At 69.4% G+C, this 13,324-nt stretch carries 6 protein-coding genes and 2 pseudogenes; 4 read left to right on the top strand and 4 right to left on the bottom strand.

The features are described 5' to 3' along the window. Nucleotides 1–418 precede the first annotated feature (418 nt). Nucleotides 419–523: pseudogene (locus ABIC70_RS03360) on the top strand (IS481 family transposase); the annotation flags it as partial. A 53-nt stretch (nucleotides 524–576) separates the two neighbouring features. On the opposite strand, the pseudogene ABIC70_RS03355 reads toward ABIC70_RS03360, so the two are convergent. After that, nucleotides 577–1,041 (bottom strand): annotated as a pseudogene (locus ABIC70_RS03355) (DUF1440 domain-containing protein); the annotation flags it as partial. 390 nt (nucleotides 1,042–1,431) lie between these two features. Here ABIC70_RS03355 and ABIC70_RS03350 point away from each other — a divergent pair. Both ABIC70_RS03350 and ABIC70_RS03345 read left to right on the top strand, forming a co-directional pair. Further along, nucleotides 1,432–3,300, top strand: coding sequence for a methyl-accepting chemotaxis protein (locus tag ABIC70_RS03350; protein ID WP_354438875.1), 1,869 nt, complete (start codon nucleotides 1,432–1,434; stop codon nucleotides 3,298–3,300). A gap of 166 nt (nucleotides 3,301–3,466) precedes the next feature. Further along, nucleotides 3,467–3,781: a hypothetical protein gene (locus tag ABIC70_RS03345; RefSeq protein ID WP_043379206.1), complete on the top strand. Its 315-nt coding sequence runs from the start codon at nucleotides 3,467–3,469 to the stop codon at nucleotides 3,779–3,781. Nucleotides 3,782–3,793: 12 nt separating this feature from the next. Here ABIC70_RS03345 and ABIC70_RS03340 read toward each other — a convergent pair whose 3' ends face one another. From ABIC70_RS03340 to ABIC70_RS03330, 3 genes are all read right to left on the bottom strand, one after another. Further along, nucleotides 3,794–4,321 carry a metallophosphoesterase family protein gene (locus ABIC70_RS03340; RefSeq protein WP_354438873.1) on the bottom strand — a complete coding sequence of 176 codons (528 nt, stop codon included), beginning with the start codon at nucleotides 4,319–4,321 and terminating at the stop codon, nucleotides 3,794–3,796. 199 nt (nucleotides 4,322–4,520) lie between these two features. Next, nucleotides 4,521–4,979, bottom strand: coding sequence for an AAA family ATPase (locus tag ABIC70_RS03335; protein ID WP_354438871.1), 459 nt, complete (start codon nucleotides 4,977–4,979; stop codon nucleotides 4,521–4,523). Nucleotides 4,980–5,214: 235 nt separating this feature from the next. Further along, nucleotides 5,215–6,156: an AraC family transcriptional regulator gene (locus tag ABIC70_RS03330; protein ID WP_354438870.1), complete on the bottom strand. Its 942-nt coding sequence runs from the start codon at nucleotides 6,154–6,156 to the stop codon at nucleotides 5,215–5,217. Between the two features lie 788 nt (nucleotides 6,157–6,944). Between ABIC70_RS03330 and ABIC70_RS03325 the strand changes: the two genes are divergently transcribed. After that, nucleotides 6,945–13,106, top strand: coding sequence for an autotransporter-associated beta strand repeat-containing protein (locus ABIC70_RS03325; RefSeq protein WP_354438868.1), 6,162 nt, complete (start codon nucleotides 6,945–6,947; stop codon nucleotides 13,104–13,106). Nucleotides 13,107–13,324: the final 218 nt, after the last annotated feature.

Genomic DNA, 13,324 nt, shown 5'->3' with positions numbered 1-13,324 from the left:
TGCAAGCCCTGTGCAAGGAGAGGTGTGAGACACGCCAGCACCGCGTCCCCGAAGACGCGCCGGATGACCGGCAACCGATGCAAAGGCCGAAAGCGGCCCGCTCCCGTCCTCCCCGGAGGCGGCGGAAGCCGACATTCCCGCGGACCCCGCCATGTCGGCGATGCTGCGGGCAGACCCCTGAGATCGGGTGCTGGATCCCGCGGGATGCGCGCTGGGCCGAAGGCGCCACGGCAGCGCCCGCACGACGGAGGCGCTCCGTCGCGCAAGACAGCGCCGTCAAGACGGTGTGAGGGCCGCCGCCGGACGCTGCGGCGTCAGCCCGACGACGCCAGACGTGGCGAGCTCGGCAGACGGCGGCCGATGCGGCGAAGGGCCGAAAAGGCGATCAGCGCAAGACACGCGCTTTGCCGATGATGTCATCGGCTATGTCCACATCGATCTCGCAGAGGTCTGGACGGGAGATGGCACCCTCTACCTGTTCGTTGCCATCGATCGAACGTCAGAGCTGGCTTTCGCCAAGGTGGACGCTGACGCGAACCGCATCCTCACCATGTCGCGCCGGACGATCTCGATCGTCCAAGCCCAGAGCAGGTGCCCGAACACCTCCGAGAACACCTCATGGGCGGAAATGTCCCAGACCTGGGGCGCCCAGCCGCCCAGCGGCAGCAGGATGGCGTGGAACAGGAGGGTTATGATCAGTCCGAAGGCCAGTCCTTGCCCCAGCGTCACGAGCGGGCATGCCGTTGCGAGCAGGCAATAGAGCAGGCCGAAGACGATCGAGAAGCCCTGGTGCACCAGGGCGACGCCGTAATTGATGACGTGACCGGTGAAGACGTAGGTCATGTCCTCGGCGTTCAGGCCAAGCGCTTTGAGGATGGCGAAGGGTGGCGAGATGCGGCCGGCCTCCCGGGGCGGGAAAGGGATCTCGGATCCCCACTTGACGAAGCTCGAAAGATTTCCGCCTAGGAATCCCGCCCACGCCGCGTATCCATAATCGACAATACCATCGTTTTTCGAATTTGTCCCCAATTTGTCCTCCATATGTAATTCTATGTCGTCCGTACAATCTCCCTAGGAATTCCAATCTTCTTAGGTTTGCGGACATAGATCCAAAAAACGGATCGATCAACTGCCTGTATCACAGTTTTAAACCAAAAATTTGCAAAATCGTAATATGATTTAACCTAGAGATTTTGGTCGATTGCGGAGGTTGTTGTGAAAATATCGACTTTGATCGTCGCTGTGTCGGGATGTGTCGGTGCGCTGTGCGTGACTGTTACTGCAAAGATGGAAATCGACGAGTACAAATCATACAGTGATAGCGTCAATGCGCTGACGGGTGCTTCCGCGTCGTTGAAGATCCTGGGCGCTTCGACCCGCATCGCGCAGGAACGGGGGCCCACCAACAGCAGTCTCGGCAGTGAGAGACCGGTGCCACGCGCTGTCGAGCAGGCGCTCAGCGACGCTCGCACCGACACCGATGCGGCCCTACGAGAGGCCAGCCTCGCCGTGTCCACACTGCCGGAGCGATGGGGAGCCAAGGCTGCCGAGGCCGTCTCCGAGACCGTTCGGCGCCTCGCCACCGTGCGGCAGCAGGCCGATGCCGTGACGGCTCACGTTCAGGCACAGCGATCCCAGGACGCGGTGGCGGGGATCGTGAAGGCCTTGATCGCCGTCCCGCCAGTGCTCGACCAGGCGTTGAATGCTGTGGACGATGCCACGATGTCGGCCGATCCGAGCCTGGGCTCCTGGCTGACGATGGCCCGGACCGCGACGGAGCTGCGTGACTTCGCGGGTCAGATCGGATCCGTGTTCACCCCTGCTCTCGTGACCAAACGGCGTATGACGGACGAGGAGATCGGGCAATACAATCGATTGAGCGGCTATGTCGACGCACAGATGCGGCAGATCCTGCTCGCCCGTGGGAAAATCGGCGACGATGCGGGTGTCGATGAGCTCATCAGGACCATGCGGGCGCAATACATCGAAGGCGGCCAGAAATTGGCCGCCGATCTCGTGGCCCAAAGCTTATCCGGTCAGGCCGCGACCCTGACGGTGCAGGACTTCGCCGCCCGTTATGTCCCGGCCATGAGCGCGATCGTCGAACTTCGCGATCGATTGTTCGTCCGGGCTTTCGACCTGATCAAGGCGCGCATCGCCGCGGCCCGGACGCGCTTCGTCCTCTTCCTGCTGGGCGGTGGCGCGGTGCTCGTGATGTGCGGCGGCGTGATCGTGGTCTGCGTCCGGAGGATCTCGATGCCGATCCGCCGCATGGCACAGGTCATGAGCCGGATTTCCGACGGTGACACCAGCCTCGTCGTTCCCGACACGGCCACGAAGAACGAGATCGGCGCGATGGCGGCGGCCGTGCAGGTCTTCAAGGATAATCTGATCCGGAGCCGGCACCTGGAGCTGGAGGCTGCTCAAGCGCGGGCCGCCGGCGAGGCGCAGCGCAAGCGCACCATGCTGGAGCTGGCCGACGAGTTCGAGCGGGCGGTCGGCAGCATCGTCGGCCAAGTCTCGTCCTCGGCCACGGACCTGCAGGCCACCGCCCAGGCCATGACCGCCACCGCCACCCAGACGGCCGGCCAGTCCACGACCGTGGCGTCCGCCGCCGAACAGGCCGCGAGCAACGTCAACACCGTGGCGGTCGCCGCCGAGGAGCTGGGCACGTCCGTGCAGGAGATCAGCCGGCAGGTGGACGGCTCTTCCAAGCTCGCGCAAGCGGCGGTGGACGAGTCGGATCAGACGGCGGCTTTGGTGCAGGAGCTGAGCGGGACGGTCGCGCGGATCGGCGACGTGGTCGGGCTGATCTCCTCGATCGCCGGGCAGACCAACCTGCTGGCGCTGAACGCCACGATCGAGGCAGCCCGCGCCGGCGATGCCGGGCGCGGCTTCGCGGTGGTCGCTGCCGAGGTCAAGGAACTCGCCGGGCAGACCGCCCGGGCCACCGAGGAGATCTCAGGCCAGATCACGCGTGTTCAGGGCGTGACGGCCGAGGCGGTCGGTGCCATCGGGGCGATCACGGCGCGGATCCGGGAGATCAACGGCGTGGCGGCCTCGATCGCCGCGGCGGTCGAGGAGCAGGGCGCCGCCACGCAGGAGATCGTGCGCAACGTCGCTCAGGCGGCCACCGGCACGGCCGAGGTGACGAGCAACATCACCGGCGTGGCCGAGGCCTCCGAGGAGACGGGCGCGGCCGCGGCCCAGGTGCTCAGCGCGGCGGACGAGCTGTCGCGCCAGTCCGAGCATCTCGGGGCGGAGGTGGCGCATTTCCTCGCCACCGTCCGAGCCGCCTGAGACTGGCGCGGGCTCCGAGCCCCCTCCCGCTCGCCCGACTGCGTGCAGGCGGCTGGATCGGGTGCGATACGGGGCTCGGCCATCCGAGCGTCATCGCCGACGCCGGTCAGCCTGAGGAATGTGTCACGGCCTAAGCTGCTTCACCTTGAGGCAGAACCAAGCCGCCATGACCGGAACGAACATCCCGCTGGGCTCCAAGGAGGATGAGACCGCCGTCGGATCACGGACGGACGCGCTTGCCGCGGATCTGGTCGTGGCGCGGATCGAGACGCTCCTGCAGGTGTTGCGTCGGAGACGGACCGAGCTGAAGGCCCAGATTGCCAATCTGCAGAGCGTGCAGCCGAGTGCCGAGACCCGGCTGACCGAGCTCACCGCGGCGTTGGTCGGCCAGATGAGCGACAGCGTGGCGCATCTGAACCTGCTCGTCGATCAGGCCGAGCTGTTCGTCCAAGAGCTGACACGCGACGCCCCCTCGGCTTGAGCCCGTGTGAGATCAGCCGATCGCGATCGCCCGAGCCGCGTCGAAGGCGGGATTGGCGAAGCGGGGACCGGCCGGGTTGCACAGGATCCGGGTTCCGCCGGGCCGAACCAGGTCGAGGCTGTGGTGGACATGGCCGTGCATCCACAGAGCCGTGCGGCCGGTATCGGTCAGGGCGGACAGGATCAAGGTTAAGCTCCCTGCGTTCCAGGTGCCGCGCCAAGCGGGAGCGATGCAGTCCGGATGCGGGGCGTGGTGGGTGACCCCGATGAGCGGCAGCGCCCCATCACCCTCGTCCATGAGCGCGGCCAGCTCGGCGCGGGCGTGACGGTGCAGGGCCGCGGCGTCCCCGGCCGTGAGCAGGTGATGGCCGCCGTCATGGGCGACATCGATCGGCTCGCCGGTCGGCGTGTTGGGATCGAGCTGTCCGGCCAACCGACAATCGCCCCGCAGGGTGGTGCCGACGAACCGGCATCCGGCCAGGATCTGAGCGCGGGCGAGAGCCTCGGGCACGATGTCGTGCCCGTGCTCGTGGTTGCCCATCACGGATACGACGGGCTCGTCGTTGGCGAGGCGGTGCAGGACCCTGAACGTCTGCCGGGGGGGCGGCCTTCCACATATCGCCGGCCGCGACCAGCAGGTCGAAGGCGGGCGGCTCGGACCGGAACTGATCCGGATACAGCACCGTCTCGAGGTGCAGGGATGGCAGGATCCAGAGCTTGGCCAAGGATCGCCCGCGCTCTCAGGGGCGCACGATGCGCACGGCGTCGAAGCCTTCATCGGGACTGGGCGGCTCGAAGCGTTCGGCCACGGCACGCAAAGCGGCCTCGGGAACGATCCTGTCGGCGGAGCGTGCCGCGTTCCGGCCCAGCGCGGTGGCGAGCGGCGTGTCGATCCAGACGGCCGACACCCGGGCACCGTGGCGCCGGGCCGCGTCGATGATCGGCTTGCGGTGCCGGCGACCGGGCAGCGCGGCATCGAAGACGATGGCGTTCGGGTGATCGCGGGCCGCTGTGTGCGCCCATGTGCTCTTGCCCGCCCCCTGCACGCCGCACACGACGATCACCTGCACGGGCGGCTTCGCCGCAGCGAGGGCGGTATCGAGGGTATCGAAGGCGGCCGCCCAGGCCTGGCGGTTGAGCTCCGGCGTCCAGAGGCGGCCAGCGGGCGTCTCGAGGAACCGATCCGGATCGATGATCACGCGCCCCACGCTCCGAGCCGAACGGGGCACGATCCGCGCACCGACAACCGCCAGGCGCGGCCGTTCGACAGCGAGCGGCTGCAGGCCTGCCGCAGCTTGGCGACAACGTCCTCGGGCTTGTGCCGCGTCGTTCCCACCTGTTCGTCCTCGTCCTGGTCCGAAAGCCATATCTCAGGGCGGGCCCCTTGAGTGGGGGGGCGGATCAACCGGCGTGTCGTCCAACGGCTGCCCCGGCTCAGGCGAGCGGGAGCACCACGCTGAGGTCGTGGACCTGCCCGACTCGTGTCCAAGGTGGCTGATGGTAGACCTTGTAGCCCCCGTTCCCGTCCGGCAGGAACGTTTCCCCCGAGCGGGGGAGCCAGTCGAGGCTCAGGGCCGCATAGGTCTGCAGGATGGCGCGGAACGGCTTCCGGTGGCGCATGCGGACGTAGCGGCCCGGCCGGAACGCGACGGGTTGGAGCAGGTCGTCCGCGACAGTCAGGCCGCGGTCGACGATCGCGCAATCATGACGGAACACAGCGTCCGGGGTGATCAACGGTGTGTCGTAGGTGATGCCGACCGCCTCCACGTCCGCTGGATCGATCCCGATCGACGCGAGATAGCCGTGAAAGGCCGTCCAGTGCGCCTCGAAGGCCGGATACGGCCCATGGAACCGCACCGCGCGCAGGGTACAGGCCGGCCGCTCCTCGACCCGGGCCACCTCGCCGCCCGCGATCGGGGCCGCCGGTTTCGCCGGCAGGGCCTGCTGGGCGACCATCCGGTACTGTGACGGCACGGCGCCGAACTGGCGGTGGAAGGCGCGCACGAAGGCTTCGTGACTGGCGTAGCCGGCATTCAACGCGACGTCCGTGATGGGCTGGCGGCTCATCTGCAGGTTCATGGCGGCGCGGTCGAGGCGCGTCCGGCGCATGTAGGCGGAAGGCGTCTCACCCATCACGGCCTGGAACAGGCGCTGGAAGTGAAACAGGCTGAGCCCGACATGGCGCGCGATGTCGGAGAGGCCGATCTTCTCAGCCGGGCTACGCTCGATGAGCCGTATTGCGCGGGCGATCCTGGGGTCGTCCAGCATCGTCGGCGGCGGCCGTTTGGGTGAGCTGCTCGGGCGTTGGGCGATCCGCGGATCCCGGGTGAGAAGATCTCGCTCCCAGGAGATCTGGTCGTTCAGGTCCTCGGCCACAATCCCTCCATGCGAAGCCGGATCGCAAGTTTGATCAAGTCAAGTCGGTGCGTCGCAGCTAGGCTGCAGGAAGAGTCGTGCGAGAGCTGTAAAAGCTTGTGGGGTCTGCGGCAATGCTTATGCAGGCCGCCGCTCACTGCGCGCGGCGCCTTCGAGACTTTGGGGGGCGAGGATGATTCATCGACGGGCCGTATGCCGCTCTGCGGTTGCTGCAAGCATTCTGATCGCCGCCTGCGCCCCGATCGGTCGAGCGGCTGCGGATCCGGGCAACGGGCCCGTCCCGCAGGCGGGTCCGGGCGTGCCGGTCCCACCAGCCGGTGACAGCGGGGCGCGCCCGCCGGGGCCGAGCGGGTCGCCCGAGAGTCCCTGCGCCGCGGTCGAGCGCGTCGCCCGCCGGTACCTGCCCGATCCCGAAGACCGCGCCCCTCACCGTGTCGCCCTACGCCGAGAGGTGCAGCGGGCGCTCGACGCGTGCCGTGGGGGCGGGGCCGGCGCGTCCGGCAGATCGTGAGCGCCGGAACCGTCGGGGCGGCTGCCCTGCGCGAGGCCTGCGCGGGTCAGGAGCCCGCGGAGTGGCCGAGGGTCGCTCCCGGCACCGGCGCAGACTCAGACGGCTGCAGATATTTGCACTATAGATTGCGGAAACACATTATAATAATACAGTAAACTTCAATAAAAGTAAATATCGATATAATGATCATTGATTGTTTTCAAAGACAAAATACAAAGCGTCGCAGCTTCGTCATCATATAAAATTATTGCTGCGCCTTAGGCGGGGGAATTTTATCTTGGGACAGCGCAAGGTCCGCATCGGTGTTGCCGCTCTGGCGGCGCTGTCCGCCGAGTCCTGGATCCTGCCGGCAGGCGCGGCCGACTACTCGATCTCGGGCGGGAACACGTACACCGACACCGAGACGTTGGCGGGCACGGATCGACTCTCGATCGAACCCGGCGGCAAGCTCTCCGTCAACAAGAAGGCGGCGATCAACTGGAACGATGCGTCCAGCGATCTGCAAATCTTCAATGCCGGCACGATCGAATCGACCAAGGCCGGCGGCCGGGCGATCGACGCGACGGGCAGTGACAATACCCGCACTCTGACGCTGGAGAACAAGACGAACGCGCTTATCAAATCCGACAGCGACGCGTTCCGGATCAACGTCAACCCGACCGGCGGCACCGTGACGGTGAACAACGCTGGAACGATACAGTCATCGACGAAGCGGGCGCTGGATTTCGAGGCCGCCGCCAGCGGCGCCGCCACGATTACGATCGACAACGCCGCCACCGGGACGATCACGTCCGGCGGCGACGACGCGATCCGGCCGGGCCAGGGCGCGACGGTCAACAATTCCGGCACGATCCGGACGAATGGTCAGGCCGCCGACAAGGCCGACGGCATCGATTTCAAGGCCGCTACCGCTGGGACGGTGAACAACAACGACAGCGGCACGATCTCCGGCGCCCGCCACGGCGTCACCCTGAGCGGCAGCAACGGCGCCGGCTCCGTGACGGTGAACAACGCGGCGAACGCCACCATCACCGGCCGCAACGGCTCGGGTGTCGGCTCCGACGCCGGCGGGACGGTCACGAATTACGGCACGATCGAAGGGGCCTATTCCGGCAACGGCACGCAGGACGGCGACGGCGACGGCGTCGACATCGATTTTGCCGGCACGATCGAGAATCACGGGACCATCAAGGGGACTGGGGCGGGCGGCAACGACAAGAACGGCCGGGCCAACAACAGCGAGGGCATCTCGCTGGGCGGCGGCACCATCACCAATTCCGGCACGATCTCGGGCGCCGCCTACGGCATCGTGGTCAACAACGATTCGAACCCCGACAACAGCCGCTCCGGCGCCGCCGCGACCACGATCACCAACGACGTCGGCGGTACGATCGAGGGCAAGGGCGGCTACGCGATCCGCCTGGAGAACAAGACCGGCACCGCGGCCGACGCCGACACGATCGTCAACAAGGGCACGATCATCGGCAACGGCACGATCCCGGATCCGAGCGGGGTGGTCCTCCTGAAGGACGGCCGCGTGGACGGCGGCTCGGTCGGGACCCTCGACGGCGTCCGCTACACCGGCACCGGCGCGGCCCGCTTCATCCGCGGCGACGGCGCGGCGATCCAGATGGGCGAGGGCGACGACGTCCTGACCAATTACGGCACGATCACCGGCGACAGCGGCCGGGCGATCAGCCTGGAGGGCGGCAACGACATCCTCAACCTCTTCACCGGCTCGACCATCACCGGCCGGATCGACGGCGGGACCGGCTCCGACACGCTCAACCTGGACAAGGCCGCCACGGGGCCCGGCACCGGCACGCTGGCGAACGTCGTGAATTTCGAGGCGCTGAACGTCAAGGGCGGCGCCTGGGCACTCACGGACGACCACACCTACGCGCGCGGCGCGACGGTCGCGGCGGGGGCCACGCTCACGATCGGCAATGGCGCCACCGCCGGATCGCTCACGGCCGACATCGCCAATACCGGGGCCCTGGTCTTCGACCGATCGGACGCCGCGTCCTACGCGGGCACGATCTCCGGAAGCGGCAGCCTGACCAAGGTGAACACCGGCACGCTGACCCTGTCGGGCATCCACACCTACACGGGGGCGACCACGATCTCGGGCGGCACCCTCGCCCTGTCGGGAGCCGGCGCGGTCACCGTCTCCAGCGGGGTGGCGCTCGCCACCGGCGCCGTCCTCGACATCTCTGGCCTGACCGGCGCCGGCACCGCGATCACGGCCCTCACCGACACCGCCCCCGGCCAGGCCGGCACTGTCGCCCTCGGGGCCAAGACCCTGGCGATCACCAACGCCAACGGCAGCTTCGGCGGCACCATCTCGGGCAGCGGCGGCCTGACGCTGGCGGGCGGCACCCAGACGCTGACCGGCGCCAACACCTACACGGGCGCCACCACCATCGCGCACGGCACGCTGACGATCCAGAACGCCACCGCGCTCGGTGCGGCGGACGGCACGGCGGCGACCGGCACGACAATCGTCTCCGGCGCGGCGCTGGATCTCCAGGGCGGGATCGCGGTGGGCAACGAGGCGCTGTCGCTGGCGGGCATGGGCGTGAACGGCCACGGCGCCCTGCGCAGCCTGGCGGGGACCAACAGCTACGCCGGTGCGATCACGCTGACGGATACGGGCCGCATCACAGTGGATGCCGGAAAGCTGACCCTGTCCGGTCCTATCACCGGCGCCGCCGGGGCCGACCGGATGCTCGTCCTCAAGGGGGCGGGCGACGGCGTGATCGCGGGCGACATCGGCGGCAACATCGGGACGGTCGCCGTGTCCGATACCGGCGGCGGCACGTGGACGTTGACCGGACACAGCCGCCTCGACGGCGACCTGTGGGTGCTCGGCGGCGGCCTGCGCATCGGGGCAGGCGGCACCGTGACGAGCAGACGCGGCTTGATCGGCAACGTGGTCGACGATCCGGGCACGGTGACGGTGACCGGAGCGGGCTCCCGCTGGACCGACCAGGGCGACCTCATCATCGGCAACACCAGGAGCGGCCTGCTGACAGTGGCGGACGGGGGCGTGGTCTCAAGCGTGTCGGGCCGTTTGGGTGGGAGCACCGGCACCACCGGGTCTGTGACGGTGACGGGTTCGGGCTCGGCCTGGATCAGCAGCGATACCCTCGTCGTGGGTGGATCCGGCACCGGCACCCTCTCCGTAGCGGCGGGCGGCAGCGTCTCGGTCGGCCCCGACGGCACGCGCGTCTTGGAGATCGCCCAGCAGAACGGCTCGACCGGCACGCTGATCCTCGGCGCGGCGGCGGATCGAGCGCCGGTGGCGGCCGGCACGGTGCAGGCCGGCGAGGTGAAGTTCGGCCCCGGCACCGGCACGCTCACCTTCAACCATACCGGCAACCCGGACGGCACGGCCGTCACCTTCGCGCCGACGATCACCGGCCGGGGCCGCGTCGATCACCTCGCCGGCATTACGATCCTGATCGGCGCCAACACCTACACGGGCACCACGACCCTCTCCGGCGGAACGCTCAGCGTCGCAAACGCCCATGCGCTCGGCTCCTCGGCGACCACCGTTTCGGCTGGCGCCACCCTCGACGTCAACGGCGTGACCCTCGGCAATGCCCTGACGCTCGCCGGCTCCGGAGCCGGCGGGGTCGGCGCGCTCACCGGTACCAGCACGGCCGGTGTTTCCGGCGCGATCACGCTGGCAGGCAACATCGCGCTCGGCGGCACCGGCAACCTGATCGTCTCGGGCAGCATCGGAGATGGCGGCAACCGCTCCAGCCTGACCAAGATCGGCACCGGCACCGCGATCCTCACTGCCGCCAACACCTATGGCGGCGGCACCACGGTTGCGGCCGGTACCCTCGCCCTCGGCGGTGCCGGCACTTTCGGCAGCGCCCTGGCCACCACCACGATCACGGGCGCCACCAGCGTGCTCGACCTCGGCGGCACCCGCCAGACCCAGGCCGCCGTCAGCCTCGGCCAGGGCGCGACCCTGCAGAACGGCGCGCTCACCGCCCCGGTCACCGCTGCGGGCGGAACAGTCGCGCGCATCTCCGGCCCCGCCACGCTCACCACGACCGACGGCACCACCGTCTCGACGGCCAACACCTACACGGGCGCCACCACGATCGGCGACGGATCGGTCCTGAAGGCGGGCGGCGTGGGCGGCTTCTCGGCGGCCTCCCCCCATACCCTGGCAGGCACCGGCACCCTCGACCTCGCGGGCGCCGCCAACACCGTCGGCGCCCTGGTCAGCGCCTCGCCGGCGACGGTTGTGACCAGCAGCGCGGGCGGCCCGGCCGTCCTGACGGTGGCCGGCCTGAGCGCCGGCAGCTTCGCCGGCACGATCCGGGACGGCGTCGGTCCGCTCGGCCTGACCCTGGCGGGCGACACCCTCACGCTCACCGGCGCCAACACCTACACGGGCGTCACCACGATCGGCCGCGGAGCCACCCTGCGGCTCGGCGACGGCGGCACCGCCGGCGCGATCGTGGCGACCGCCGGGGTCGTCAACGACGGCGCCCTGGTGTTCGACCGGACCGACGCCGTGAGCTTTGCCCCCGCGATCTCCGGATCGGGCAGCCTCACGCAGACGGGAGGCGGCACCACCGTGCTCACCGGCCGCAACACCAATACGGGCGCCACGACGATCCGTGGCGGCACCCTGCAGATCGACGGCGTGCTCGCCGCCTCGGAGGTGACGGTGAAGAGCGGCGGCACGCTGGCCGGCTCGGGCAAGATCGGCGACCCGCTGATCGAGGCCGGCGGTCGGCTGGCGCCGGGCAGCGCCACGGCGATCGGCACCCTGTCGATCACCGGCCCGCTGACCTTCGCGCCGGGCTCGTTCTACACGGTCAAGGTGACGCCCACCGCCAACGACCGCACCGCGGTGACCGGCCCGGTCACGATCCAGGGCGGCACCGTGCAGGTGCTGGCGGGCGCCGGCACCTACACGCCGGCCCTGCGCTACACGCTGCTCACCGCCTCCGGCGGCGTCACCGGCCAGTTCAGCAGCCTGCAGACAACGAGCAATCTCGCCTTCCTGACGCCGTCGCTGGCCTACGACGGCCACAGCGTGTCGCTGGGCTTCGCTCAGACGGCGCCGCTCACCAGCGTGGCCACCACGCTCAACCAGGGCAACCTCGCCCAGGCCCTGAACGGCGCCGGGCCGACCGTGACCACAACGGCCACCACCGGCAGCGCGCCCGCCACCGCGGCGACGAGCGTGCCGGCCTCTGGCACGGTCACGACCACGGTGAGCACCGCGGGTAGCACCACCACGGTGGTGGCAAGCCCGGCCGCACAGGTGGTGACCGCCGTGCTCAACCAGACGGCGCCCGGCGCGGTGCGGGCGCTCAACAGCCTGTCGGGCGAGATCCATGCCTCGGCAGTGACCGCGCGGGCGCAGGCCGCCCTCGCCGTGCAGGGGGCGCTGCTCGAGCACCTGCGCTTCGGCGCCGGCCCGGCCAGCGGCCTCGGCCTGACCGGCACCATCGGCCAGCGCCTCGCGCCCGGCACGACCCTGCCGGCCGGCTCCGCCGCCTTCGCCACGGACGAGCCCGCCGCCGGTGTGGTGACGGTCCAGCCGCTGACGCCGGGCTACGGCCTCTGGGGTCAAGCCTTCGGGGCGTTCGGCGCCACCGAGGGCACGCGCAACGTGGCGCGGCTCAGCCGGGAGACCGGCGGCTTCGTACTCAGCGGCGAGACCGGCCCGGGCGTGCTCGGGGACGGGATGGGCGACTGGCGCGCGGGCGTCGCGGCCGGCTACGGCTTCACGCAGTTCGACGTGCGTGCCCGCCAGTCCTCCGGGCAGATCGAGAGTGGCTTCGGCGCCGCCTACGCCAGCGGCGCGCTCGGCGCCGTACGGGTGCGGCTCGGGGTTATGTACGGCAGCGACGCACTCGACACCCACCGGACGGTGTTGTTTCCGGGCTTTTCGCAGGCGATCACGGGCCGGGCCGGGGGCACGACGCTGCAGAGCTTCAGCGAAGTCGGCTACCGGATGGGCGGAGCGGCGCGCTCCGTCGAGCCGTTCGTGGGCGTCGCGATGCTGCGGCTGCACCAGGACGGCTTGACCGAAACGGGCGGTTCGGCGGCGCTGGCGGTATTCGGCCGGAGCTACGGGGTGGAGACAGTCACGGCGGGAGCGCAGGCGCAGGCGATTGTGGCGGACCTGTTCGGAGGCGCAGGTCCGCTCGTGGCGCGGGGCCTGATCGGCTACCGGCGGGCATTCGGGACTGTGGCGCCGGCAGCGCTGCTGGCGTTCCGGGGTGGGGGCACAGCGTTCCGCACGGGGGGTGGGCCGCTGGCCGAGGACGCGGCGGTGGTGTCGGCTGGGCTGGACTGGGAAATAGCGCCGGGCGCGCGGCTGGGCTTGGCCTATGACGGCCAGATCGGGCGGCGGGCGCAGGACCATGCCGTCAAGGGCAGCCTCTCCTACCGCTGGTGAGCCGGCTGGGCCCGGGCTGCGCCTGTGGGCGACCTGTCGAGGGCCGACGGGACGTAAGAGCACGCGGCACCGCGCGCGCTGTCACAACTCCGTACCGACACACCAAAACGCGTTCCCGCACAGCCGTCACCCCAAGCCGACATTGTCCTATCCGACTGCATCTTCGAAAGACGACCGTTTTCCCGACCTTTGGGCGAGCCCTCGTCGAGCCGCTGGAG

The organism is Methylobacterium sp. 1973, assembly GCF_040545035.1.
Classification (GTDB): Bacteria; Pseudomonadota; Alphaproteobacteria; order Rhizobiales; family Beijerinckiaceae; genus Methylobacterium; species Methylobacterium fujisawaense.
Note: the sequence above shows the minus strand (reverse complement) of the source record. Positions and strands in the feature narration are given on the sequence as shown.